19 protein-coding genes are annotated in these 26,200 nt (G+C 63.9%); 5 read left to right on the top strand and 14 right to left on the bottom strand.

What is annotated here, in order from left to right:
* Positions 1 to 9: 9 nt before the first annotated feature.
* The 4 genes from narI to AC3RCG_RS13865 are packed head-to-tail and all read right to left on the bottom strand — an operon-like array spanning position 10 to position 6,640.
* A complete protein-coding gene (gene narI / locus AC3RCG_RS13880; RefSeq protein ID WP_070223616.1) occupies positions 10 to 696 on the bottom strand; it encodes a respiratory nitrate reductase subunit gamma in 687 nt (228 codons plus the stop codon).
* 27 nt (positions 697 to 723) lie between these two features.
* Positions 724 to 1,368: a nitrate reductase molybdenum cofactor assembly chaperone gene (narJ, locus tag AC3RCG_RS13875; RefSeq protein WP_083287114.1), complete on the bottom strand. Its 645-nt coding sequence runs from the start codon at positions 1,366 to 1,368 to the stop codon at positions 724 to 726.
* 21 nt (positions 1,369 to 1,389) lie between these two features.
* The gene (narH, locus tag AC3RCG_RS13870; RefSeq protein ID WP_070313634.1) at positions 1,390 to 2,940 is read right to left on the bottom strand and encodes a nitrate reductase subunit beta; all 1,551 of its coding nucleotides are present in this window, start codon (positions 2,938 to 2,940) and stop codon (positions 1,390 to 1,392) included.
* A gap of 1 nt (position 2,941) precedes the next feature.
* Complete coding sequence (locus tag AC3RCG_RS13865; protein WP_070313633.1) at positions 2,942 to 6,640, bottom strand: nitrate reductase subunit alpha; 3,699 nt, start codon at positions 6,638 to 6,640, stop codon at positions 2,942 to 2,944.
* A gap of 231 nt (positions 6,641 to 6,871) precedes the next feature.
* Here AC3RCG_RS13865 and AC3RCG_RS13860 point away from each other — a divergent pair, with 231 nt between their 5' ends.
* The gene (locus AC3RCG_RS13860; protein WP_492401617.1) at positions 6,872 to 7,243 is read left to right on the top strand and encodes a ribonucleotide reductase subunit alpha; all 372 of its coding nucleotides are present in this window, start codon (positions 6,872 to 6,874) and stop codon (positions 7,241 to 7,243) included.
* Between the two features lie 115 nt (positions 7,244 to 7,358).
* Here the strand turns inward: AC3RCG_RS13860 and AC3RCG_RS13855 are convergent, their stop codons facing one another.
* The 3 genes from AC3RCG_RS13855 to AC3RCG_RS13845 are packed head-to-tail and all read right to left on the bottom strand — an operon-like array spanning position 7,359 to position 10,746.
* A complete protein-coding gene (locus tag AC3RCG_RS13855) occupies positions 7,359 to 8,051 on the bottom strand; it encodes a carbonic anhydrase (protein ID WP_070223626.1) in 693 nt (230 codons plus the stop codon).
* Positions 8,052 to 8,107: 56 nt separating this feature from the next.
* Positions 8,108 to 9,505, bottom strand: a complete 1,398-nt coding sequence (locus AC3RCG_RS13850) for a NarK family nitrate/nitrite MFS transporter (protein WP_070288168.1) — start codon at positions 9,503 to 9,505, stop codon at positions 8,108 to 8,110.
* Complete coding sequence (locus tag AC3RCG_RS13845) at positions 9,502 to 10,746, bottom strand: MFS transporter (RefSeq protein ID WP_492401700.1); 1,245 nt, start codon at positions 10,744 to 10,746, stop codon at positions 9,502 to 9,504. Before AC3RCG_RS13845 ends, AC3RCG_RS13850 begins: the two co-directional genes overlap by 4 nt.
* 288 nt (positions 10,747 to 11,034) lie before the next feature.
* On the opposite strand from AC3RCG_RS13845, the gene AC3RCG_RS13840 reads away from it, so the two are divergent.
* Both AC3RCG_RS13840 and AC3RCG_RS13835 read left to right on the top strand, forming a co-directional pair.
* Complete coding sequence (locus tag AC3RCG_RS13840; RefSeq protein ID WP_070313630.1) at positions 11,035 to 11,481, top strand: GNAT family N-acetyltransferase; 447 nt, start codon at positions 11,035 to 11,037, stop codon at positions 11,479 to 11,481.
* An 86-nt stretch (positions 11,482 to 11,567) separates the two neighbouring features.
* Positions 11,568 to 11,945 (top strand): SirB2 family protein, encoded by a 378-nt coding sequence (locus AC3RCG_RS13835; protein ID WP_070313629.1) that lies wholly within the window; start codon positions 11,568 to 11,570, stop codon positions 11,943 to 11,945.
* A gap of 15 nt (positions 11,946 to 11,960) precedes the next feature.
* On the opposite strand, the gene AC3RCG_RS13830 is transcribed toward AC3RCG_RS13835, so the two are convergent.
* The 3 genes from AC3RCG_RS13830 to AC3RCG_RS13820 form a co-directional block, all read right to left on the bottom strand.
* Entirely contained in the window at positions 11,961 to 14,423 is a 2,463-nt protein-coding gene (locus AC3RCG_RS13830; RefSeq protein WP_492401618.1) for a TonB-dependent siderophore receptor, read from the bottom strand.
* An 84-nt stretch (positions 14,424 to 14,507) separates the two neighbouring features.
* On the bottom strand, positions 14,508 to 15,482 hold the full coding sequence (locus tag AC3RCG_RS13825; protein ID WP_492401619.1) for a FecR domain-containing protein: 975 nt from the start codon (positions 15,480 to 15,482) through the stop codon (positions 14,508 to 14,510).
* Positions 15,482 to 15,994, bottom strand: a complete 513-nt coding sequence (locus AC3RCG_RS13820; protein WP_099410823.1) for a sigma-70 family RNA polymerase sigma factor — start codon at positions 15,992 to 15,994, stop codon at positions 15,482 to 15,484. Before AC3RCG_RS13820 ends, AC3RCG_RS13825 begins: the two co-directional genes overlap by 1 nt.
* A 29-nt stretch (positions 15,995 to 16,023) precedes the next feature.
* Here AC3RCG_RS13820 and AC3RCG_RS13815 point away from each other — a divergent pair, with 29 nt between their 5' ends.
* Positions 16,024 to 16,284 (top strand): hypothetical protein, encoded by a 261-nt coding sequence (locus AC3RCG_RS13815; protein WP_143450013.1) that lies wholly within the window; start codon positions 16,024 to 16,026, stop codon positions 16,282 to 16,284.
* A complete protein-coding gene (locus tag AC3RCG_RS13810) occupies positions 16,244 to 16,756 on the top strand; it encodes a hypothetical protein (RefSeq protein WP_099410824.1) in 513 nt (170 codons plus the stop codon). The genes AC3RCG_RS13815 and AC3RCG_RS13810 overlap by 41 nt, the downstream gene beginning before the upstream one ends.
* A gap of 10 nt (positions 16,757 to 16,766) precedes the next feature.
* Here AC3RCG_RS13810 and AC3RCG_RS13805 read toward each other — a convergent pair whose 3' ends face one another.
* From AC3RCG_RS13805 to AC3RCG_RS13790, 4 genes are all read right to left on the bottom strand, one after another.
* A complete protein-coding gene (locus AC3RCG_RS13805; RefSeq protein ID WP_492401620.1) occupies positions 16,767 to 18,074 on the bottom strand; it encodes a DUF3472 domain-containing protein in 1,308 nt (435 codons plus the stop codon).
* Between the two features lie 130 nt (positions 18,075 to 18,204).
* Positions 18,205 to 19,596, bottom strand: a complete 1,392-nt coding sequence (locus AC3RCG_RS13800; RefSeq protein ID WP_070223645.1) for a Gfo/Idh/MocA family protein — start codon at positions 19,594 to 19,596, stop codon at positions 18,205 to 18,207.
* A 66-nt stretch (positions 19,597 to 19,662) separates the two neighbouring features.
* The gene (locus AC3RCG_RS13795) at positions 19,663 to 22,704 is read right to left on the bottom strand and encodes a TonB-dependent receptor (RefSeq protein ID WP_121669273.1); all 3,042 of its coding nucleotides are present in this window, start codon (positions 22,702 to 22,704) and stop codon (positions 19,663 to 19,665) included.
* A 491-nt stretch (positions 22,705 to 23,195) separates the two neighbouring features.
* Entirely contained in the window at positions 23,196 to 26,156 is a 2,961-nt protein-coding gene (locus tag AC3RCG_RS13790; RefSeq protein ID WP_492401621.1) for a TonB-dependent receptor plug domain-containing protein, read from the bottom strand.
* Positions 26,157 to 26,200: the final 44 nt, after the last annotated feature.

Genomic DNA, 26,200 nt, shown 5'->3' with positions numbered 1-26,200 from the left:
ACTCCTTTCTTAACGGCGACGAACCAGTTGCCAAGTGCGTCCCAGATAAGCGACTGCGCCAAAGCCGCTCCACACGTGCACCAGACGGGTGAACGGGAAGATGACGAACAGCGACATGCCCATGAACAGGTGCAGCTTGAACACCAGCGGCGCATCGACGATGAAGCTGGCGGCGTCGCCGCGGAAGGTGACGATGTGCTGCGCCCAGTTCATCAGCAAGACCATCATGTGGCCATCCATGTGCGACGCCGAGACGAAGATCGAGGACAGGCCCAGCAGCAAGGTCAGCAAAATCCACACCATCACCAGCTTGTCGCCGGCCGTGGTGACGGCGCGCAGCCGTGCATTGCCGAAGCGGCGCGCCAGCAGGATCAGGATGCCGGCCAGGCACAGGCCGCCCATCACGCCGCCGGCCGCCATGGCCACGCCCTGCTTCAGGCTATGCGACACGCCCAAGGTATCCCACACCCAGACTGGGGTCAGCAAGCCGGCCGCATGGCCGAACAGCAGGCCGATGATGCCGATGTGGAACAGGATATTGCCCAAACGCAGGCTGCCGCGGTGCAGCAGCTGGCTGGAATCGGACTTCCACGTGTATTGCTCGCGGTCGAAACGGATCAGGCTGCCGAGAAAAAAGATGGCCAGCGCGATGTATGGATAAATGCCATACACAAATTGATGCAAATAATTACTCATGATGTACTCTCCTCATGCGGGCGCGCTTCAAGCGGCGCGGCGCGGCTGCGGGTGAAAATGCACGGGATGGACGCCGCCCGGGGCTTGACGCAGCAAGGGCTCGACGCCATCCGCACCGGGACCGAAGGTTTCCAGCGCTTCATCCATGTCGCGCACCGGCGGTTCGGCCAGCATTTCGGCCGCCACGGGGCTCAGGCGTTCGAGCACCGTGAAGACGGGCGCATACGGGCTGCCGTTGGCCGTCAGCTTGCGGCCGATGTGCGCCAGCACGTGGACGGCGTCGCCCAGCAGCGGCGCCGAGACTTCCTCGTCGAGCTGCGCCAAAAACTCCAGGAACAGGGGCACGAAGTCGGGCAAGTCGTCGCCCACCATTTGCAGGCCGTGGCGCTTGTATTCCTCCATCAGGTCGACCATGGCCTGGCCCCGGTCGCGCGATTCGCCGTGGATATGCTCGAACAGGTGCAGCGAGTGCGAGGGATTGCGGTCGAATGTGGCCACGTACTGCTGCTGCAGGTCGATCAGGCTGCTGCTTTCCAGGTGCGCCAGCAAAGGCCGCAACAGCGCCTGCTGCTCCGGCACGGCCGCCAGCGCGGCCTCCAGTTGCGGCAGGTGCGCGATCAGCTCCGGCTCCGGATACAGCAGCAGGCGCGAGAGGACTTGATAGTGATGCATAGCGTTGTTCATATCGGTTCCTTAGGCGCCTGGCGCCGTTTTGCGCGACTTCGGCATCTGCATGAAGATGGCCGAACCGTGTTTTTTCTTGCCGAACAAGGTCGGTTCGCTGCTGCCGTCCGAGCAGCCGTTGCCGAAGCTGAAGCCGCACGACCCCTTCTCGTTGAAGCTGTCCTCGGCCATTTCCTTGTGGCTGCTGGGGATGACGAAGCGGTCTTCGTAATTGGCGATGGCCATGATGTGGTACATGTCCTCCACCTGCGCCTGGGTCAATCCCACTTGCTTGAGCACCGTGAGGTTCTCCACCTTCTCGACCGTCTTGCTGCGCATGTAGGCACGCATGGCCAGCATGCGGTCCAGCGCCGTGACGATGGGCGGCTGGTCGCCGGCCGTCAGCAAATTGGCCAGGTACTGTACGGGAATGCGCAGGCTTTGGGTGTCGGGCAGCATGCCGTTCACGCCCAGCTTGCCCGATTCGGCGGCCGCCTGGATCGGCGACAGCGGCGGCACATACCACACCATCGGCAAGGTGCGGTATTCGGGATGCAGCGGGAACGCCACTTTCCACTCGACGGCCATCTTGTAGACGGGCGACTTGACGGCCGCTTCGAGCCAAAGGTCCGGGATGCCCTGGCGGCGCGCCTCGGCGATGATGGCCGGGTCGTGCGGATCGAGGAACAGGCCCAATTGCGCCTGGTACAGGTCCTGCTCCTGCGGCACGGAGGCGGCAGCCTCGATCTTGTCGGCGTCGTACAGCAGCACGCCCAGGTAGCGGATGCGGCCCACGCACGTTTCCGAGCACACGGTAGGCTGGCCGGCCTCGATGCGGGGGAAGCAGAACGTGCACTTCTCCGCCTTGCCGGACGACCAATTGTAGTAAATCTTCTTGTACGGGCAACCGGAGATGCACATGCGCCAGCCGCGGCACTTGTCCTGGTCGATCAGCACGATGCCGTCGTCTTCGCGCTTGTACACGGAGCCGGACGGGCAAGACGCCACGCACGTCGGATTGAGGCAATGCTCGCACAGACGCGGCAGATACATCATGAAGGTGTTTTCGAACGTGCCGTACATCTCCTTCTGCATGTTGTCGAACAGCTTGTCCTTGCTGCGCTGGGCAAACTCGCCGCCCAGGTCATCTTCCCAGTTCGGGCCCCACTCGATTTTTTCCATCTTTTTCCCCGTCAGCACGGAGATCGGACGGGCCGTCGGCGGCGTCTGCGACAGCGGCGCGCTTTGCAGGTGCTCGTAGTCGTAGGTGAACGGCTCGTAGTACTCGTCGATGGCGGGCAGGTTCGGATTGGCGAAGATATTGGCCAGGATCTTCAAACGGCTGCCCTGGCGCGGCTCGATCTTGCCAGAGTCCGTGCGGCGCCAGCCGCCATTCCACTTGTCCTGGTTTTCCCACTGCTTCGGATAGCCGATGCCGGGCTTGGTTTCCACGTTGTTGAACCATGCGTACTCGACGCCGTCGCGGCTGGTCCACACGTTCTTGCAGGTGACGGAACAGGTGTGGCAGCCGATGCACTTGTCCAGGTTCAGCACCATGCCGATTTGCGCTCTGATTTTCATACTATGCTCCTTCTTCCTGCAACGGGCCTTCGAGCCAGTCGACCTTGTTCATCTTGCGCACCAATACGAATTCATCGCGGTTGGAGCCCACCGTGCCGTAGTAATTGAAGCCGTACGCCAGCTGGGCGTAGCCGCCGATCATGTGCGTCGGCTTGGGCACGGCGCGCGTCACCGAGTTATGGATGCCGCCCCGCTTGCCCGTCATCTCCGCGCCGGGCACGTTGATGATCTTTTCCTGGGCGTGGTACATCATCGTCATGCCGGCCGGGATGCGCTGGCTGACGATGGCGCGCGCCGTCAGGCTGCCGTTCACGTTGAAGACCTCGATCCAGTCGTTGTCGACGATGCCGGCAGCTTGCGCGTCGGTCTCCGACAGCCACACGTGCGGTCCGCCGCGCGACAGGGTCAGCATGCGCAGGTTGTCCGAATACGTGGAGTGGATGCCCCACTTCTGGTGCGGCGTCAAAAAGTTCAGCGCCAGTTCCTTGTTGCCGTTCGGCTTGGTGCCCAGCAGCGCTTCCGTCGTCTTCGTGTTGATGGCCGGCTTGTACACGCACAGCCCCTCGCCGAAGTCGCGCATCCACAGGTGATCCTGGTAGAACTGCTGGCGGCCCGTCAGGGTGCGCCATGGGATCAGTTCATGCACGTTGGTATAGCCGGCCGTGTAGCTGACTTCCTCGCTTTCCAGGCCCGACCAGGTGGGCGAGGAAATGATCTTGCGCGGCTGCGCCTGCACGTCGCGGAAGCGGATGCTGTCATGCTCGCGCGGCAGCGCCAGATGCGTGTGCTCGCGTCCCGTGATGGCGGACAGCGCGGCCCAGGCCTTGACGGCCACGTGGCCATTCGTTTCCGGCGCCAGCGACAGAATCATCTCGGCCGCATCGATGGCCGTATCGAGGCGCGGCTGGCCCTTCGACACGCCTTCATCGAGCACCGTGCGGTTGATGCCGCGCAGGACCTCGACTTCATGGCCCGTTTTCCAGGAAATGCCCTTGCCGCCATTGCCGATGGTTTCCAGCAGCGGTCCGATCGAGGTGAACTTCTTGTAGACGTCGCGGTAATTGCGCTCGACCACCGTCATGTTCGGCATGGTCTTGCCGGGAATCGCATCGCATTCGCCGGCGCGCCAATCCTTGGGATCGAAGGGCTGGCCCAGTTCGCCCGGCGTATCGTGCATCAGCGGGGTGAGGATGATGTCTTGCTGGGTGCCCAGCAGCTCGCCGCCGATTTCCGAGAATTTCTCTGCCAGCCCCTTGTAGATTTCCCAGTCCGACTTCGATTGCCACAGGGGCTGCACGGCTTCGGACAGCGGATGGATGAACGGATGCATGTCCGACGTATTCAGATCGTCCTTTTCATACCAGGTGGCCGTCGGCAGCACCACATCGCCATACAGGCAGGTGGTCGACATGCGGAAATCCAGCACCACCAGCAGATCGAGCTTGCCTTCGGCGGCCGGGCGCACTTTCACCTGTTTCGGCGTGATGCAGTCGTCTTCGTCGCTGAGCAAGCCGTTCTGCGTGCCCAGCAGGTATTTCAGGAAGTACTCGTGGCCCTTGCCCGAGCTGCCCAGGATGTTCGAGCGCCAGACAAACATATTGCGCGGGAAGTTGGCCGGATTGTCCGGATCGTCGCACGAGAACTGCAGCTGGCCCGCCTTGATCTGGTCGAGCGCATACGCGGCCGGCGCCTGCCCTGCCGCCTTGGCGGCCTTGGCCACCTCCAGCGGATTGGTCTGCAGCTGCGGCGCCGATGGCAGCCAGCCCATGCGCTCGGCCTTGGCGTTGTAATCGAGCAGGGTCAGGTCGCCCGTGCCGCCGGCCGCCGATGGCGAGGCGATGTCGCCCGTTTCCAGCTTTTCATGGCGCCACTGGCTCGTGTGGGCATAGAAGAACGAGGTGCCGTTCATCTGGCGCATCGGGCGCACCCAGTCCTGGGCGAAGGCCAAAGGCGTCCAGCCCGTTTGCGGACGCAGTTTTTCCTGGCCCACGTAATGGGCCCAGCCGCCGCCCGACTGGCCGATACAGCCGCACATCATCAGCATGTTGATGATGCCGCGGTAGGTCATGTCCATGTGGTACCAGTGATTCAGGCCGGCGCCCACGATGACCATGCTCTTGCCGCGCGTCTGGTCCGCGTTTTCCGCGAACTGGCGCGCCACGGTGATGACGTCGGCCCGTTTCACGCCCGTGTGCTTCTCCTGCCACGCGGGGGTGTACGGCACGTCGTCGTCATAGCTCTCGGCCACGTTCTCGCCGCCCAGGCCACGGTCGATGCCGTAGTTGGCCAGGGTCAGGTCGAACACGGTGGTGACGAGGCCCGTCGTGCCGTCGGCCAGGCGGATGGTTTTCACCGGCACCTTGCGCAGCAGCATGTCGGACGCGTCCTTGCCGCCGAAGTAGGCAAAACCCACTTCCGTGACGGCGTCGCTGTCGTTGATCATGGAGAGCATCGGCACGATGGGCGCGCCGCTGCCGCCCGCCTTCTGTTCCAGGTTCCATTTGCCCGATTCGCCCCAGCGAAAGCCGATGGAGCCGGCCGGCGCGGTAATGGCACCCGTGGTTTCATCGATGACGAGGGTTTTCCATTCCGGGTTGTTGGTTTCGTCGAGGTTGTTGTCCAGGTGCGAAGCGCGCAGGAAGTAATCGGGCACCAGGGTGCCGTTATGCTCCTTGAGCAGCACCAGCATGGGGAAGTCCGTGTACTGGCGCGCATAGTCGCGGAAGTAGGCGCTCTGGCCTTCCGAGTGGAATTCCTTGAGGATGACGTGGCCCATGGCCAGCGCCAGCGCGGCATCGGTGCCCTGTTTCGGCGCCAGCCAGATGTCGCCGAACTTCACCATTTCGCCGTAGTCGGGCGAGATGGCCACGGTTTTCGTGCCCTTGTAGCGCACTTCCGTGTAGAAGTGGGCGTCCGGCGTGCGCGTCATCGGCACGTTCGAGCCCCACACCATCAGATAGGTCGAGTTGTACCAGTCGGCCGATTCCGGCACGTCCGTCTGCTCGCCCCACACTTGCGGGCTGGCCGGCGGCAAGTCGCAGTACCAGTCGTAGAAGCTCAGGGCCACGCCGCCGATCAGCGACAGGTAGCGCGTGCCGGAGGCATAGCTGACCATGGACATGGCGGGAATCGGCGAGAAGCCGACGATGCGGTCCGGGCCGTATTTCTTGATCGTCAGCGCGTTCGCGGCGGCGATGATTTCATTCGATTCTTCCCACGTGGCGCGCACGAAGCCGCCCAGGCCGCGGATGGATTTGTACTGCTGCGAGCGCACGGGGTCCTGGCTGATCCAGTCCCAGGCCGTGACGGGGTCCATGGTCTTGCGCGCTTCGCGCCACATTTCCATCAGGCGGCCGCGCACCATCGGGTATTTCACGCGCTGGGCCGAATACACGTACCAGGAATAGCTGGCGCCGCGCGGGCAGCCGCGCGGTTCGTGGTTGGGCAGGTCAGGGCGCGTGCGCGGGTAATCGGTTTGCTGGGTTTCCCAGGTGATCAGGCCATTCTTGACGTACACCTTCCAGCTGCACGAGCCGGTACAGTTCACGCCATGCGTGGAGCGCACGATCTTGTCGTGCTGCCAGCGCTGGCGGTAGGCGTTTTCCCAGGTGCGGTCTTCATCGACCACGGTGCCATGGCCGTTCGAGAACGGCTCGGCGGGCTTGCTAAAAAATTTAAGACGGTCCAGAAAGTGACTCATGCTACCTCCACATTGCGCCGCAGGAGCGGCGCCAGGTCATAAAAACGCTGCAAGCCGGATGGCCCACGCGTCGATACAAACAGTCTATCGACGCGCCCTGCGCGGCGGTATTGGCAAGAAGTCGGTTTCCGGCACCAGGAATGCATAGATGGGTAGTCACTATTGCCTATGGGCGCCGCGACCGAGCTGCGGTATACCTGTCGGCATCGTTCAACACAGAGAAAGAGCACCATGCCGATTACCGATTACGCCAGCCTGCTGCACAGCGCCCGCAACCAGGAGCAGCCGCAACGCCTGCTGTTCACCTTTACCCAGGCGCAGGCCCAGCCTGGCGGCCAGGGCAAGTCCCTCACGCCCGTGATGTGCGCCGACAAGCTGCCCGATGAACTGGGCAGCTTCGAGACATTGAAGGAGGAGTCGAAACAGATGCAGACGCACTGGGACGTGGTCTTCGTGGCGGGACTGGCGGGTCGCGAGGGCCAGCCGCCCGCCGCGCAGGAATGCGAAGCGCCCCTGCGCGCCATGGTGACGGCGATCGAGCAAGGCCGCATCGACAGCCTGCTGGCGTTTGACCGCAGCGGGGATTTATTGCGTTTTAGCTGAGGGGACTTGTCGGATTACGGCCTGCGGCCTCGGCGGCCCCGCCTAATCCGACCTACCAGATGCAGGTCGGATTAGCGTAGCGTAATCCGACACATTGTTGGCGGCACGTTTCGGATTACCTGGCCGCATCCGGCCAAGGGCGCTCATGCAGATGGCGCGCCCGCTCTATCGGACAGACGAGCGGCAAAAACTGCTGCTGGCGCGCCGAATAGGCCATCAGTGCCCCGCTGTCGATGTCGAAATACCAGCCATGCAGTTTCAATACGCCCTGCTCCACCCGGCGCTTGAGCCACGGGTAGGTGAGCAGGTTGTCCAGCGACTGCAGGATGCTGGCCAGTTCGCACGCATGGTGCTGTTCCTCCGACGAGCGGTGCGCCAGGTCACGCCGCACGCGCTGCGCCACCGGTTCGGCGATGCGCATCCACTGTCCCACGAAGTCCGTTTCCTGCCCTTCCGCGCGCGGCTGCGGTTCCAGCAGCGCGCGGATGCCGCCGCAGCGCGCATGGCCCAGCACGATGACCCTGGCCACTTCGAGCTTGCAGACGGCGAACTCGATGGCCGAACTGACGCCGGGCGGCGCGTCAGGCGTGCACGGCGGCACCAGGTTGGCGATATTGCGCACGACGAACATGTCGCCCGGGTCGCTGCCCGTCAGCAGCATGGGATCGACGCGCGAATCGCAGCAGCCGATCAGCAGGGTCGTGGGCCGCTGCCCGTCACGCAGGCTGTCGTACAAGGTTTGCGGCTCGCTGAAATACTGCTGCTGAAACAGGCTGAAGCCGTTGACGAATTTTTCCAGTTCTTCCATGACATACTCTCATTTCCTCAACGTCTGGCAAGAACGACTTGCCAGACGTTCCAACTTTAGCAAGGCATCGGCGCATTCTTGCGCGCATAGCACCACCAGGTGATGGCGATGCAGCTGACATAAAAGCCGATGAAGCACCACAGGGCCGCGTCGGGGCTGCCCGTCAGCGCAATCGAGGTGCCATAGCTTTTCGGGATGAAGAAGGCGCCGTAGGCAGCCACGGCCGACGTGAAGCCCAGCACGGCAGCGCCTTCCTTGTTGGCGTCGACGATCGCTTGTTCCTGCGCCGCCTTGCCCTTGCCGGCCGCCGCGCGCTGGTGCTCCGTCAGGAAGATCACGGGGATCATGCGGAAGGTCGAGGCATTGCCGATACCCGTGCCGGCGAACAGCAGCATGAACATCCAGAAGAAGCCGCTGAAACTGCCCGCAGTGTGCACACTTCCGCCGGCTTGCGGCATGAAGTACAGCACGCCCAGCACGGCGCCTATCATCAGCAGGAACGACCACAGGGTGACGCGGGCGCCGCCCAGTTTGTCGGAAATCACGCCGCCGGCGACGCGCGCCAGGGCGCCGACCAACGGTCCCAGGAAGGCGTAATCGAGCGGGTTCACGTCGGGGAACTGGATCTTGATCAGCAGCGGGAACGCGGCCGAGTAACCGATGAAGGAGCCGAAGGTGCCCGTGTACAGCCAGCACATGAGCCAGTTGTGCTTGCGCTTGAAGATCACGGCCTGTTCGGAAAATGACGCCTTGGCCGACGCCAGGTCATTCATGCCGAACCAGGCCAGCAAAGTGGACAGCGCGATGAACGGCACCCAGATGAAGCCCGCGTTTTGCAGCCACATCTCCTTGCTCACGCCATTCTTGACCCAGGTGAGCGAATCGCCACCCCAGGCGCCGAAGACGGCGAACGTGATCACCAGCGGCACGACGAACTGCACCACCGACACGCCCAGGTTGCCCAGGCCCGCATTCATGCCCAGCGCGAAGCCCTTGCTCGCCTTTGGATAGAAAAAGCTGATGTTGGCCATCGACGAGGCGAAATTGCCGCCGCCGAAGCCGCACAGCAGCGCCAGGATCAGCATGGTCGGATAACCGGTGTTCACGTCCTGCACGGCCAGGCCGATGCCGATGGCGGGAATCAGCAGGGAACCCGTGGAAATGGCCGTCCAGCGCCGGCCGCCGAAGATTGGCACCATGAACGAGTAAAAGATGCGCAAGGTGGCGCCGGACAGGCCCGGCAAGGCCGTCAGCCAGAACAGCTGGTTGTTACTGTAGGTGAAACCGATGTTGGGCAGGTTGACCACCACCACGCTCCACACCATCCACACGGCAAACGCCAGCAGCAGCGCGGGAATCGAGATCCACAGATTGCGCGCGGCCGTGGCCTTGCCCGTGCTTTGCCAGAAGCTCGGGGTTTCCGGCTCCCAGGTATTGATCATATAGCGGCTCATGCTTTAACTCCTGCAGGTTGAGTAGTTGGTGCCGCACGCAGCGGCTTGAACGAGAAATGCATCCAGACGAGGGAAACGCAGACGGTGCCGTACAGGAGCATGAAGGAGCTCGAACGCACGCCCGTGAAGTCCACCAGGGCGCCGAACATCACGGGCAGGATGAAGCCGCCCAAGCCGCCGGCCAGACCCACCACGCCCGAGACGGCGCCGATGTTGTCGGAAAAATCATCGCCGATGAACTTGAAGACGGACGCCTTGCCGACAGCCATGGCGATGCCGACGATGAACAGCAGCACGGTGAACCACAGCGGCGACAGGCCGATATGGAAGGCCAGCGGCCCCGTGACGGTCTCGATCACCATCTGCGTTTGCGGATACGACAGCAGGAAGAAGCACACCCAGCACACCCACATCACGGCCCAGGTAACTTTCGCCGCACCGTATTTGTCGGAGATCCAGCCGCCCAGCGCGCGCAGCACGCCGCCCGGCAGCGAGAAGCAGGCGGCCAGCAGCGCCGCGTGCTTCAGATCAAAACCGTATTCGGCCACGTAGTACTTCGTCATCCACAAGGCCAGCGCCACGTAGCCGCCGAACACCACCGAGTAGTACTGGCAGTAGCGCCACACGCGCGGATCCTTCAGCACCTTCATCTGCTCGGAAAAGCTTTCGCCCGATGGCGCCAGGTGCGATTTGTCCGTGTACGAAAACAGCCAGAAGATGATGGCCGTGGCCAGCATGGCTACCGCATACACCTTGGGCAGCATCTGCCAGCCGAAGGCGGCGACGATGCCCGGCGCGACGAACTTGGTCAGCGCGGAACCGGAGTTGCCGGCGCCGAAAATGCCCATCGCCAGGCCGCGGCGCTCTTTTTCGTACCAACGCGCCACGTACGGCGTGCCGACGGAAAACGAACCGCCCGCCAGGCCCACGAACATGCCCAGCACGAGGAAATGCCAGTAGGCGGTGGCGTAGGAAATCAGGTAGATCGGCACCACGCTGGCCAGCATCAGCAGGAAGAAGACGCGGCGTCCGCCGTATTTGTCTGTCCAGATGCCCAGCGGCACGCGCACGAGGGAGCCCGTCAGCACGGGCATGGCGGCCAGCAGGCCGAATTGCGTTTCAGTCAAGCCCAGGCTGGTCTTGATGGGGATGCCCAGTACGGCAAACATCATCCAGACTGCAAAGCAGATGGTAAATGCGAAGGTACTGCTGATTAATACGGACGCCTGCTTGCGCCGCATGCCCGGTTCGACTGCCTTGTTACTGCTGTTACTGTTCTTGTTAGTGCCATCTAGGGTAGCCACGATGTTTCTCCATGAATGCACTGGCCGTCTGGCCAGCCGTCCCGACCAGCTTACGTGGCAGCGGCGAAAGGCACTATCGGCCACAGGGTGATTCCGGGAAGGCAATCTGGATAGCCGCATCGGCAAAAGTGACTAGATGACGGGGTGCGCGCCTAGCCTGGATGGCGGGTGTTTTACAAACCGGCGCATTTTTGGCACACTCGGCGCCTGGAGAAAAGGAGCGGCATGCAGAACAGGCACGAAACAGACGACATCATCACGCGCGTGGCCCAAGCTGGCGATGTGAAAGCCATGCTGGCTTGCGATGCCTATGCCCAGACGCACCCGGAGCGCGGCGAGGCCGTGCGCGCCGCCGTCGGCAAGGGCCACTGCCAGGTGGCCCTCCGGGCCGGCCAGATGGCAGGCTATGTGCTCCTGCACGACGACTTCTTCGGCCACGGTTTTGTCTCGCTGGTGGTGGTCGCGCCCGCGCACCAGCGCTGCGGCGTGGGATTGCGCCTGCTGGCGGCCGCCGCGGACGCGTGCCAGACAGGGAAGCTATTCACCTCGACGAACCAGTCGAACGGCGCCGCGCAACGGCTGTTCGCCGGCGCGGGCTTCGTGCGCAGCGGCCGGATCGACCATCTCGATGAGGGCGATCCGGAGTTCGTGTACGTGAAATTCCTGCGTTAGCTGCATCTCGTCCCGACGGCGTATGGCGCAGGACGCCAAAGGCGGCTATGCTGGCGCCACCATCAATCAACGCCACCACATCACGCATGGATTATCTGAGCCTCAAACATTTCCACATGGGCTGCGCCGCCGCCAGCGGCTGTCTTTTCCTGTTGCGCGGCGCCTGGATGCTGCGCGCCTCGCCCGCCTTGCAGCAGCGCTGGGTGAAAATCCTGCCGCACCTGGTCGACACGGCACTGCTGGCCAGCGCCATCGCCCTGGCCGTGTGGAGCGGCCAGTCGCCGGGCAGCCAGCCCTGGCTGGCCGCCAAACTGTGCGCGCTGGTGGCCTACATCGTGCTGGGCACCATTGCGCTGAAACGGGGCAAGACGCCGGCCGTGCGCGGCGCCGCCTTCGCCCTCGCCGTGCTGGTCTTCGCCTACATCGTCGCCGTGGCCGTCACCAAACAGGCCTGGCCGCTGTAGCACCAGGCAAGCGCATCAGAAGATGTAGCGCAGGGTAACGCTGGCGTTGCGCGGCGCACCCCAGTACCCCTGGTTGTACATGCCGAGCTGGCTGTAGTAATGCTTGTCGAACACGTTGTTGATGTTCGCCTGCAGGGACAGCTGGCGCGACAGCGCGTATTTCGCCATCAGGCTGGCCACGGCATAGCCGCCCTGCTCCACGCGCTCCGTGCCCTTCGGCCCCGTGGCATCGCGGTAGGCGCCGCTCTGCCAGTTCACGCCGCCGCCCACGGACAAGGCGCGCCAGCCGCCAGGAAGCTGGTACGTGGAAAACACGCGCGCCAAGGTCTGCGGCACATAGCTGTTCAGGCGCGCGCCCGTGTTGTCCTCGGCTGCGGCATGCGACACGCTGGCCGAGACGTTCCAGCCCTTGGCCAGCTCGCCCGACACGTCCAGTTCCACACCCTTGCTGGTGGTGCCCGAGGCCGCGTAGTACGCCTGCGTCAGCGAATTGCCGACAAAATGGCCCGTGTCTTCCTGCGCCAGGCCATCCTGCGCGATGCGGAACACGGCCAGCGCCGCATTGAGTTTGCCGCCGAAATACTCGCCCTTCACGCCCGCTTCCACATTCTTGCCTTGCACGGGGTCGAGATAGCGGCCGAACCGGTCCTGGTAGCCCTGCGGCTTGAAGATCTTGCTGTAGCTGGTGTACAGCACATGCTGCGCATCGATATCCCATACCAGGCCAGCATATGGCGTGACGGCGTGCTTGGCATACGCATAGCCGCCGCCCCAGTCGTCGACGTGGTCCGCCTTGTAGCGGCTGTAGCGCGCGCCGACGATCAGCTTCAGGGGATCTGCCAGCGAAAAACGCGCCGTGCCATAGATGCCGCGCTGCTGCACCGTGTCGAGCAGCTTCCAGCGCGAGAAATTCGGGTCGTTCCAGTCCGGCTCCGGCGTCACGCCCTGCCACTGATGAAAATTGCCGTAGTCGACGCTGCCGCCGGCAATGCCGGGGTTGCTGGCGAACTGGTTGCTGCCCGAGACGCCGAACGCCAGGTCGTGCGTGCGCCCCAGCAGCTGCAGCGGTCCCTGCACATAGGCGTCGACGCTGTCCTGGCGCCGCGTCCCCGAGTAAAAGCCGGCGTAGCCCGTCACGCCCTGGCCCGTGGCCTTGTCCGGCCAGGTATTGGCGAAAAGTTCGGCCGCCGAGTAATTGCCCCAGCCATGATTCAGCATGGCCGTCAGGTTCCAGCCCTTGCCCAGTTCCTGCTCCAGGCGCAGGAAGGCAGTCTGGCTGGTGCTGAACCAGCGGCTCCAGGTGGTGGCCGTGGTGGTGGAGCGGGAAAACGTGGCCCGTTCGCCATCCGCGTACCACAGCGGCAGGCCGCCGTACATGCCGCCACGCGGGCGGTTGTCCTGGTATTCATAGCCGGCGATCAGCACGCTGCCGGGCGCCAGATCCGCCTCCACGGTGGCGTAAGCCATGGCCTTCTTGCCATGATACAGATTCACATACGATTCGCTGTCCTGGTAGCTGGCCACGACTCTTCCGCGCACCTTGCCATCAGCACTCAGGGGTGTGGACAGGTCCGCGCTGGCGCGCGCATTCTGCCAGGAACCCAGGCTCAGGGCCGCATTCCCGGCCAGCTGCGCCGACAATGCGCGCTTGCGTACCAGGTTGATGGTGGCCGACGGTTCGCCCGCGCCCGTCAACAGGCCCGTGGCGCCGCGCACGATCTCGACCCGGTCGTAGGCCGTCATGTCCAGCGTGCTGTCGCCCACATTGAACGCATTGTCGACCGTGGTGGGAATGCCGTCGTACTGGTAGCTGGCGATGGAAAAGCCGCGCGCGAAGAACGAGGTGCGGTCGCTGTCGTAGCGGTTGATGGCGATGCCGGCTGCGTTTTGCAGCACCTCTTCCACCGTTTGCAGGTTCTGGTCATCCATCTGCTGGCGCGTGACCACGCTGACGGCTTGCGGCGTCTCGCGCACGGACAGGCCCAGGCGCGTGGCCGAGCGCATGGTCCGCGTCGTATAGGAACCGCTGCCTTCCGTCGCGCCGTTCGCATCAAAGCTGGCACTGACCCTCATCTCGGGCATGGTCTGGCCGCCATCGGCCGCTGCCACGTCGAGCACATAACCGCCATTGGCCTGCGGCACGGCGCGCAAGCCCGAGCCGGCGACGATGGCGCCCAGCGCTTCAGGCACGCTGTAGCTACCGGTCAGGCCGGCGCTGCGCTTGCCCGCCAAGGCGGTGGCCTGGTAGGAAATCATGGTACCCGTCTCCTGGCCGAAACGCACCAGCACCTGTTCCAGGGAGCCGGCCGGTATCGCCAGCGCGATGCGCGCCGCATTCGCGGCCTGGGCCGCAGGAGCGAAGATGGTGGCGCCGCTGGCGGCGAGCAGCCACAGAGCTTGGCTGACGGCCAGCGCCGCCACGCTGCGGCGGCAGGTACGGGAGGCGGAAGAAACGTGAATAAGTGTTGTGCTGGGCATGCGGACTGTTTTCCTGAAAGTGAATGAAGGGTTCACTTGCTATGTCACGCGAAAATCGCAAACCCCTCACTTTTCAGAAAATATTCATGCAGGCTGCCGATGCGGTACCACGCTCACCCAGAAGCGCGTGGTCTGGCGCACGTCGACGGGCAAGGTGCGCGTCAGCATGTCGAGCACCTGCCCCGTATCGGCCAGCGGGTAGATGCCGGACACGCGCAAGTGGGCGATGGCCGGATCGCAAGCCAGGCGCCCCGGGCGGTAGCGGGCCAGTTCGCCGATAAATTCCGCCAGCGGCATGTCGTGCGCCACCAGCATGCCGGCCGTCCACGCATCCGCGCCGGCAGCCAAGGTCCGAACGGCGCCGATCTGCGCCGCCGTAAAGCTGGTTTGCTGGCCCGCCTGCAGCCTGCGCGCCGCATCGGGCGCCTGTTCCAGTTGAATGTCGACGGCACCGGCGAACACGCCCAGCTGCGTGCGCTCTCCTTCCACGCGCACGGCAAAGCGCGTGCCCACCGGTTGCAAGCGGCCTTGTGCCGTTTGCACGACAAATGGCCGGCCGGCCTGATCGCGCGCCGTGCTGACCATGATCTCGCCTTTGACTACCGTCACCAGGCGCTGGCCCGCGTCATAGCGCACGTCGATGCTGGATGCCGTATTGAGCGCGATGCGCGTGCCGTCGTCCAGCACGACGTGGCGTAATTCTCCCGTGCCCGTGCGGTAGTCGGCAAGCCAGAAGCGCGCCTGCTCATCGCCGCCCGCCAGCCAGGCGCCGCCGCCCACGGCCAGCAACGCCAGCAGCTTGAGCGACTGCCGGCGCGCCGCATTCGCCGGCGCATGGACCGGCTTGCGCGCCAGCGTGCCGTGCGCCAGCGGCGCTGGCAAGGCACGCATGCGCGCCATGCAGCCCTCCACATGCTGCCAGGCTTGCTCATGTTCGGGGTCGCTGTCGCGCCAGGCGCGCCAGGCCTGCTCCACTTCCGACGTGGCGTCTCCGGCCTGCAGGCGCACCAGCCATTCCACCGCTTGCAGGCTGGCCGCTTCCGGCGTGAAGGCGCCCATCACGATGCCGGATGGGCAAAGAAACACTGATGCATGGCTTTGACCAGGTAGCGCTGCACGGTCGCCAGCGAGACATTCAATTCCAGCGCGATGGCCGCCTGCGGCATGCCATCGAGCTGCGACAGCAGGAACGCGCGGCGCACAGCAGGCGCCAGGCCATCGAGGCGGCGGTCGATGTCGAACAGGGCTTCGAGCAGGATCGCCTGCGCCTCGGGATCGGGCGCGTGCTGCGCCGGCAGGCTCGCCAGCGTTTCCAGGTAAGCCGCCTCCAGGTCGCGCCGGCGGTACAGATTGCCCAGCACGCCCTTGGCCACCGTCGTCAAAAAGGCGCGAGGCTCGCGCGCGGCGATGGCTTCGTCGCGATTGAGCAGGCGTATGAAGGTGTCGTGCGCCACGTCGGCCGCGTCAAAGGCGTTGCCCAGCTTGTGCCGCAGCCAGCCTTGCAGCCACCGGTGGTGTTCGTGATACAGGCTGCCCACCTCCTGGTGAGCGCCGGGTTGGGCAGCCGACACGTCGCATACTCCCTGATTCGCAAATAATAATGATTCGCATTCTATATCCATGCGCTGCTGCGGCGCAAGCGCCCTGCCAGCGCTTGTTTGACGCGCTTCTTTCCAAAATTTCCTTGCTGATCGTATCCGGTGGCGTAGCCTGCATTGCAAATTCAGCAGAACGCGCCCGGCTACGCGGCAATGATAGTATCGGCAACATCATCGACAAGCCGGCCACCCTGGCCATGCATCCCCCATTGAAAGGCGAACATGCTGCTATCCGAATTGCTGACCAAACTGACCTGCGGTGACCTGGAAGGCGAGGAGCTCGACGAGGCCGTCGCCGCCATCACCGCCGCGCCTTCCGCGCCACGCGACGAGTGGATCGACAGCGATGCCCAGGCCTATGCGCTGGAGATCCTCTCGCAACTGGGCGGCTATATGGCGTCGAGCGACAAGCTCGATGAGCTGCACGAACAGATACAGGACATGTTCGACGACTTCCCCGACTTCCCGTACGAACTGCTCAAGGCAGGCCGCGGCAGCGCGCTGCCCTATTTCGAGTGGCTCGATACGGAACTGGTGCAGCGCGCCGTGGACGAAGGCGGCTATGAGCTGATCCAGATCGACGGCAACGGCTCCGACGAAATGGATGCGCTGCTCGTGTACCGGCGCGATACAAACGACATCATCCAGGCCGCGGCCTTGATGGGCGTGACGATAGGCCGGCCGCTCACCTACTATCGCGGCATCGAAGCGATGGCGGGCAAGCGGCCGGGCTAAGCACCCACGCCTATTGCATCGGCAAGGCGCTCACATCGACGGCGGGCGCCTGGCCTGTCGCGGGCCGCGTGAAGTTCTGGCTGGTCTTCACGTAGTCGGCAAAGAAGCCGCCGTTATGCAGATAGAACCTGCCGTTTTCCACGCCGCCCGCGTAATCCATGCGCTGCGCATTGGTGGCCGTGGCGTCGCCCGTGAAGCGCCCCGCCGTCACTTCCGACCAGGTGCCGGCAACGTTCCTCGCCCACTGGTTGCCGAACTGGACGCGGCGCTCCGTGTAGCCCAGGGTATCGATGAAATTCTCGAGGAAGGAATGCACGCCCGTCAAATACGTGGAAATCGCCGGCCGCTTCCAGGTGGCGATGTAGCGCCACTTGCCCGTCTCGGGCGCGAAGAACCAGGCCGAGTAATCGCTGCCGCCATTGCCGTCGGGCCGCGCGCGCGTGATGAAACGGTACGTCGTGCCGGCCGCCCAGTTATACGACAGATAGGTCTGGCCGCCCGTGCCCTCGCCGCCGAACGCATTGTCGACCACGCCGGCGCCCTTGCTGACCAGGGTGGTTTTCGCGCCATTGTCGGCATCCCACACGGAGAACAAGATCCAGCGCTCGCTCGGCGATTTCACCTGGATGCCCATGTAGCCTTGGCTGAAGCCGTTGGCCATGAAGTAGGAGCCGATCGCGTCCTGGCCCTGGGGAATCGTCATCTCGTTATAGAAATACTCGGTATTGGCGGGCACCGTGTAGCCCATGTGCACGGACGGGCCGCGCCGCGACCAGTAGTAATTGGCGGGGTCGTTGGCGTAGGTGAGCGCGGCGCTGGCCGTCACCTTCAGCGCGGAGACGTCGCCGAACGTGTCCTTCACGCGCGACAGTCCCTGCAAGTCCACCTTCACATAGCCGGCCGCCGCCACGTTCACCGTGCCCACGGCATAGGTCTTGCGTTCCTTGCCGGCCAGCTTGACGTCGAACGGCGTGCCGTTGACCTTCACGCGGATGGTGCTGTTGCCGCCATCGGCCAGGCTGGCGTCGAGCGCCACCTGCACGGGTCCCGCCCCGCCCACGCGGAAGTAGGTGCTGGCGACGGCAGCGGGATTGCTCCAGCCAGACAGGCCGCGCTCGCTGATGACGGCGCCCTCATTCCCGCTGGTGATGAAGGCGTTGCCGGCCAGTTCCACGGTGGCGGACGTGGCGGGCGCGGCCACGGTGGCGGCCAGCAAGGCGGTGCCGCCCGAGCCGGTGGCGGTGGCGCCACCGCAGGCCGCCAGCAGCATCGGCATGGCGGGAAGGAATGCAAAGAGCAATGAACTTGTGTGCTTCATCAACGTCTCCTGGTGTGGTACGGCTTGCGGCGGACGAACAAGGGCCTGCGCGCCTGCGCCGCGGTTGAAAAATGGATAGGGAAAGAAAAAACCCGCTACGGCAACTGGTGCGGTAGCGGGTCGTTAAGGCTTAGTACTTGCCGTCGAGGGCGAAGATCGGCTTGCGCGATTTCCACTGCCCGCCCGTGAAGTCCGGGAAGTCCAGGGTCTGGAAGTTGGCGGCGATCGATTGCTCGGACAGCGGCGTGATGGCGCTCCAGGTGACGGCATCGTAGATATCGATCGGCATCGGCGCGTTGGCCTTCAATGCTTCGACAAAGGCGTGGATGACGAAGAAGTCCATGCCGCCGTGGCCCGCGCCCTCGGCTTGCGCCGCGTACTTGCGCCATACGGGATGCTCATACTTGTCCTGGTAAGCCTTGAAGTCGTCCCACTGGTGCGGCTTGCTGACGCCTTCGATATGGATGGAATTGTTCAAGTCCATCCACAGGCCGTCCGTGCCTTGCACGCGGAAGCCCAGCGAATACGGGCGCGGCAGGCTGGTATCGTGCTGCAGGATGATGGTTTCGCCGTTCTCGCACGCCAGGGTGGTGGTGACCACGTCGCCCAGCTTGAATTTCACCTTGGCGTTCGCATGCTGCGCGCCGCCCGGCTGCTTGACGATGTAGTCGTGCAAGCCGCGCGCCTTGGTGGCGAAGGCGTTGATGCGCGTAAAACGGTTGCCGCGGTTGATGTTGGTGTACATGGCGCAGGGGCCGATGCCATGGCTCGGATACAGTTCGCCGTTGCGCTCGACCGAGTGCTGCGTGCGCCAATGGGCTTCGGACCAGCCCTTTTCGCCGAATTCCACGCCGCCGCCGTACGGCTTGGCCGGATTGCCGCTGTTGAATTTGACGGCGCGCAGATCGTGCTGGTAGCCGCCTTGCAGGTGCAGCAGTTCGCCGAACAGGCCCGCGCGCACCATCTGCAGCGCCGCCATCACGTCGCGGCGGTAGCACACGTTTTCCAGCAACATGTACGGCGTGCCCGTCTTCAGCTGGGTATTCAGGACATCCCAGTGGTCTTGCAGGGTGATGCCGGCCACCACTTCGCAGCCGACGGCGATCTTCGCCTGCATGGCGGCGATCGCCATCGGCGCATGGAATTCCCACGGCGTGGCGATGATCACGCCATCGAGGCCGCCCGCGTCCAGCATGCGCTTGTAGGCTTTCTGGTCGCGGTCTTCGCCATACGTGCGCGGACGCGGCTTGCCGGCTTTTTCCACCTGGCCCAGCGCATGTTTCAGCATGATCGGTTCGATATCACACAGGGCAACGACTTCCACGTCGTCGCGGCGCACCAGTTCGGCCAGCAGCACCTGGCCGCGCATGCCCGTGCCGATCAGGCCCAGGCGGACCTTGTCGCGGCCGGCGGCGGGTGCGGCGTTGGCCTCGCCAGGCAGCAAGGCGCTGCCTGCCATGGCACCACCGGCCAGCGCGGCGCTGGCGGACAGGAAATTGCGTCGATTGAATTGTGTCGTCATTGGTCTCTTCTCGCTTCCATTGGTAATGATCGTCGCCGGCCCGCCGCACGGCGGGCCGGTTGCAATTTAATAAGTGTATTCCGCCGTGAAGCGCACGGAACGCGGCGCCGTGCGGCCGGCCACCTGCAGATAGCTGCGGGCGATGGCGCCGTGGTCTTCGCGCGTTTCGTTGTAGCGGGTCACGGTCTGGCTGTTGAACACATTGAACACGTCCACTTTCAGGCTCAGGCCCTTGACGGCGCTGGGAGTATAGGCCAGATTCATGTCCAGCTGGGCTTGCCATGGCAGGCGGCCCTGGCTGCCGCGCGGCGCCGGCTTGCCATTGCAATAGAAGTAGGAATCGCCGTAGTCGTTCTCGAACCTCAGGTTATCGGGCAGCGCGCCGATGCAGTTGCGCGGCGCGCCCGAGGTCAGCGACAGGTTGGCGCCGACCGTCACGTCCGGGATCACCTGCATGAAGCCGTAGGCCTTGAACGCATGGCGGTGGTCGCCCGGCAGGTAGCCATAGGCGTTGTACATCAGTTCCTTGTGGTCGTCGCTGACCGTCAGGCCCACGTCGCCGCCGCCGATGCTGTCCGTCTGGCCTTCCATATTGCCCTTCAGCGCAGACAGGGTGTAGGTCAGCTTGCCGTACCAGCCGTTCGTGTACGGGTGCTCGACGAACAGGTTCAGGGCGCGGTAGGTGCGCGATGGCAGCGGGTTGCCCCACTCGGCCGCCGAAATATCCACGCGGCGCAAGCCCTTGCCGTCGTCGAAGTCCACCATCAGGCTGTTGTCGCGGCCCGGGTTGATGATGGCGCACTGGAAGCCGCCCCAGTTGCTCGTGTCGACGCTGTTGCGCGTGGCCCAGGCTTGCAGCGGACGCGCGTCGCAGGTGTCATCGTTGGTGTCGTTCAGCTTGCGGTACAGGACGCTGGCGCCCACCACCAGCTTCTTGCTCAGGGCGCGTTCGAAACCGAGCGAGAATTCATCCTGCGACAGCGGCTTCAAGCCGATGGCCGTCACTTCGCGCGCATCGCGGCTCTGGCCATACGCGTTGTTGGCCGAATACGGCTTGCTGATCGCGTGCAGGCCCGTCGGCGCGCCCGTGACTGGATCGACGCCCGTGTAGGTGTACATCTCGCTGGTGGCCAGGAAAGGGCTGGCCATGTTGCTCGACAAATTCGACGGCACCGGCAGGTGGTAGCGGCCGCCGTTGGCGAAGAATTTCAGGGTGCCGTCGCCCAGGTAATCCCAGGTGGCGCCCACGCGCGGAGCGATCATATTGCGCTGCGAAATGAAGGCCACGCCATCGGTGCTGTAGTTGGTGAACTGTTCGCGGCGCAGGCCCAGGTCCAGCAGCACCCGTTCCGTAACCTGGTAGTGATCCTGGATGTATTGCGCCGATTGCACGCTGGTCGGACGCGCCAGGTTGGCGTTCAAGTCCTTGCTGACGTAGTAGCCTTGCGCGCCGTAGCCGCCGCCCTGGGCCGGCGTCTCAAACGCGCCGTTGATCGGGCGGTTCGGATCGGTCGCGCGCTGGTAGCTCCAGCGGTAGCCGCCGGCCAGGCTCAGGCCCACTTTCGATTCCACGTCGATGCGGTCGATGCCGCCGCGCAGCGAATGCTTGCCCAGCTTGTATTCGAGATCGAGTCGCTTGGCTTTCTGGCGGTCTTCCGACGACGGGTCGACCAGGGTGCCCGTCACCGTCTGCGGATTGGCATAGCTCAGGCCCGGCACCTGGGTCGATGCGTTCGACGACGTTTGCGCCAGCAGCGGATTGTAGCCATTCGGCGTGCGCGTGTGCGAGGTGCGCGATTCGCCCATCATGGCCGTCACGGTCAGGTTGTCCGTCAGGTAGCCCGTATATTTGAAAATGTCGATGTTGGCGCCCGGCGCGGCCGACGAGCCGCAGCAGTTGACCGTCGTCTCGCCCTTGCCTGCCTGTACGCCGTTGCTCGCATGCGTGGCGTAGCTGTAGCCATACGCCTGGCTGTCCGTCTTCGTGCGGTCATACAGCTTGGTATATTCGAAGTGATGGTCGTCCGTCAGGTTGAAATCGAGCTTGGCCGTCATGCGGTCCACCTTGCTCTGGCTCGTGCTCCAGCCGCGCGCCAGGGCCGTGCCCGAGTCGGCGGTGGCGGCGACGGCCTGGCTGTCGGTGCGCGTCTGTTCCAGCGCCACGAAGGCGAACAGCTTGTTCTTGATCAGGGGACCGCTGCCGTACAGGCCCACCACCTTGCTGGTGCTGCCGTTGTCGCGGTTCCAGTACAGCAGATTGCCGTCCGTCTTGGGATTGGCGCCCGTGTTCGGGTAATACGTGTTTTCCGGCTCGCCTTTCAGCGAACGGGGAATGATGGAGACCTTGCCGCCGAATTCGACCTTGTTGCCGCCGCTCTTGGTGGTGATATTGATCACGCCGCCCGTGGAGCGGCCGAATTCCGAACCATAGCCGCCCGACAGCACCTGCAGGTTGGAGATCGCGCCAAACGGCAGTTCCGACGCGCCCACCTGGGTCAGGATGTTGGTGATGGGGAAGCCGTTGACATAGAACGCGTTTTCCGACTGGCCCGAGCCGCCGATCGATGGCGCATTGCCGTACACGCTATTGGTGCCGCGCGACACGCCCGGCGTCAGCTGCACGATGGAGGCCACGTCATTGCCGACCGGCAGCGCTTTCAATTCCTTGGCCGTGAAGATCACGCCATTGTTCGTGTTCGACACGTCGATCGGATTGCGCGACGCCTTCACCACGACGGTCTGTTCCTGGCCCACGGGGCCGGCCGCGCTGGCCGGGCCGAAGTTCGCTTCGGCGCCCGCGCCGATCAGGGCTTCGACTTCCTGCGACGCTTCGACCGACCCGGCGCGCAGCACGCGCACCGCGTAACGGCCCGGCGGCATGGAGTTGGCCACATAGCGGCCCGACGTATCCGGCGTCAGGGTGCGCTGCACGCCCGTCGCCAGATTTTCCAGCACCACGGTGGCGCCGGCGGGCGCGCTCACTTCGCCGAAGATGGTGCTGGTGGCGTTCGACTGTGCCCAGGCCTGGCCTGGCACGCCGGCCGCCAGGGCGATCACGATCGCGGCGGCGCGGCTGATGTCGCGCAATTTGAGTCGGGTGGTATGCATGTGTCTCTCCGTCTATATCGAGGGTTATACGCGCCCTCCCCGCTCCAGGGCGAAGTCGGGGGGATGCAATTTTTATGGTGAGCGTCGGAAGGGAGAGCCAGGCAGCCGTTCCTTCCGGGAAATCAGTCCGTCTTGGCTGATTTTCGTTTTCTTGGGATTACTTTAAAAAGAAAAATAAGTATCGTCAACAAAAAGAAAGTTACAGCGCAAATTTATCGCTAAATTCAGTAAATAAAGACGTTTTATCTTTCGATTCAATCCGTGATGCGGCAAATAACTTTCGTTATCGTGGCGTGGCGGATACACGCGCCGGCAAGAAGGCGGCCCGCAGGAGACATTCCACACGGCAATCCCGATGGAAAAACGCGAAAGTAGCCATGGCAATCCCCTTTCACTTACGTTTATCTTTCGTATTGCGCATTTCGGAATATTGTCTTTTTCTTTTCATGACGATACCCCGGCCCGCTGGCAGGCCGGGGCGGCGTCACGTCTTAAAAGAACTTGTAGCTGGCCGACAGGGCAAACTGGCGGCCGAACAGGTCCTGGCTATGGTTGTAGCCTTCCCAGCCGTTCGGGTCGTAGTACGGCTGCTTGTTGAACGCGTTCTTCACGTTCAGGCCCACGTCCAGGTTCTTGAGCGGCTTCCAGCTGAAGGCCAGGTTCACCGTGGTGTACGACGGCGCGCCCTTGCACTGGCCGGCCGGCAGCGATACCGAGGCGGCGGTGCAGTTTTCCGGCGTGTTGTCCTTGTCCCACGGACCGTAGGCCCAGCGCGTCTTGCCAGAATAGTTGATGAAGACGCTGCTGACGAAATTGCGGTAGCTCCAGTCGGCGTTGACGGTGGCGCGGTAGCGCGGCGAATCGTAGTAGCCGACGGTATTGCCCTTGATATCGCTGCCGTCTTCGCTGTCGTGGGTGTCGCGCTTGCGGATGGTGGCGGCGATGCCGGTACTCAGCTTGCCCCAGTCGCCGAGCGCAAAGCGCGTGCGCGCGTCGATGTCCACGCCGTCCATGAGGGTGCGGCCGCGGTTCGAATACGAGTTGATCAAGCCACCCAGGTTGCCCACCGAGTAGCCCGGCACGCCGCCCGCGCACACGCCCGCGTTGGCGGGATTGGCGCACATGGCCGCCACCGCCGCCATATTGCCCCGGTCCGTGTCCGTCAAGTCGTTGCGGATGGCGCTCGATGTACCGGCCAGGGTCGGGCCGTACTTGTCCACCAGTTCCGTAAACAGTTCGTTGAAGTCCTGGCGCACGATCTCGTCGCGGCGGTTGATGAACCAGTAATCGATGGAGATGCTCACGTCCTTGGCCGGCTGCAGGACCAGGCCCACGGTGGAAATCTTGGCCTTTTCCGGACGCAGGTTCTGGTTCGGCGGCGTCAGGCCGCCCACCGTCGTCGAGCAGTTCGAATTGAGCAGGCTCTTGCCCAGGTCCGCGTCCGTCGCCACCCTGGACTTCATCAGGGCGCGCGCCATGGCATTCGTCTCATCGCAGCGCACCGTATCGCGGATGCCGCCCACCTGGGCAAAGACGCCGCCCGAGCCCGATTCAGCCAGGTTGGGCGCGCGGAAGCCTTCCGAATACGTCCCGCGCAGCATCAGGTCGGGACGCGCGCGCCAGATCACGCCCAGCTTGGGCGCCAGGTTGGCCGAGAAATGCGGGTATTTGTCCAGGCGCGCGGCCGCATTGACTTCCAGGGTGTCGGAAAGCGGCACCACCACTTCGCCAAACACGGCGGCGATGGTGCGCTTGCCATCGAACCAGGAACCGCCCTGCTGCGTGATCAGGCCATTGGCCGCATCCGCGTTGCCGGGCGTGAGGAAGCTTTCGCGCATGACGTTGGTGCCCACGGCGGCGCGCACTTCGCGCTCGCCCAGCTTGAACAGGGTGCCTTCCAGCTTGGCGTCCCACGTCATCAGCTTGGTCCACGATTCGATGGCGAAGGTCGGATAGGCGGCGCGCAGCAGCGCCGCATTGGCCTCGCTGATTTCGCCGAACTTGTAGGCGGGATTGTCGGAGATATACGTGCGGCCGCTGACGGGATCTTTCGTGAACGGGCCGAACGCCTGCTTGAAGCCATTGATATTCAGGTTCGCCGTCTGGAACAGCGTGGAATGGCTGCCCGCCACGCTGAGCGCCGTTTCAAAATCCCAGCCGCCGCCGATGCTGCCGCGCAGGCCGACGAGCGCGCGGTAGTTTTCATCGACATTCTTCTGGCCGAAGTGGCCCGTGGCATCCTGCAGCAGGTAATTCAAACCGGCCGCGCCGCCCATCTTGGCCACCATGTCGGCATCGAGCTTGCCCTTCAGGTAGACGTTGTTGGGACTCAGGAAAGGCGTGGCGAAGGTATTGAGGGTAGTGCCCGTATTGCGCGCGAACCAGTTGTTCGTGCTGCCGCTGTTGAAGCTGGACGGGCCATTCTCGCCGCGCATCTTGATGTGGGTGAACGCACCTTCCGCGAACGCTTCCATGTCGCCGCCCAGCTTCAGCCGGCCGCTCAAGTAGGCCGTGGCGCGCTCCGAAGTGGGACCCGTATCGAGCTGGTTGGGCAGCGCATTCCACACGCAGCGCGTGCCCGACGCTTCGGTGATGCTGTTGTTGCAGCCGGGTGCGGCGCGCTGGGTGCGGGCATTGTTGTTGGCCTTGTCGAAGACAAAGAAGGTCCCCGGATTCATCACGCCCGGCTCGCTGCCCACGCCCACGCGCATGTTCGGGATGAAATTGGGATTGTTCACATAAAAATACGAGGGGCGCTTCTGCCAGGTATCGGCCAGCGCGATGCGGTCGCGCTGGTAGACGTTGACGGAACCGTAGACGTTGTAGCCGTCGCTGGCCAGGTCGCCCACGCCATACAGCACGCTGGCCTGGCGCTCGCCGTACGCTTTCACGCTGGGCGAAAACTCGCCGTTGGCGCGCGCCTCGAGGCCCTGATACGACTTCTTGGTGATCACGTTGATGACGCCGGCGACGGCATCGGAGCCATACACGGCCGACGCACCATCGGTGAGGATTTCCATGCGCTCGATGGCGGCGGCGGGAATGGCGTCGATATTGACGAACATGGTCTGGAAACCGGCCGGCGCGCCATAGAACGACAGGCGGCGGCCATTGAGCAGCACCAGCGTGCCCTGCGCGCCCATGCCGCGCAAGTTCGCCTGCGAGCCGCCATCGGAACCCGTGAACATCGAGCGGAAGTCCTGCTGCGCCGGACGGGCCGCGGGCAGGTTGTCGAGCACTTGCAGCAAGGTGAGCGCGCCCATGTTTTCGATCTGCTTGGCGTTGATCACCTGCACGGGCGACGCCGTTTCCGCGTTGATGCGCTTCAGACTGGAACCCGTCACTTCGACGCGCGCCAGTTTTTCTTCCTCCGCTGCCAGCGCCGTCGACGCCAACGCGGTTGAGCCAAGTCCGACCGCCACCATGGCGGACATCAGTTTTTTCAAGTGCATTCCCATCTCCCTTTTATAAGTGATTTGTTTTCGTCAGGCTGCAA

The organism is Janthinobacterium sp. GW823-FHT01H08, from assembly GCF_058797855.1.
The sequence above is the reverse complement of the archived record's forward strand: the minus strand, read 5'-3'. Positions and strand labels throughout refer to the sequence as shown.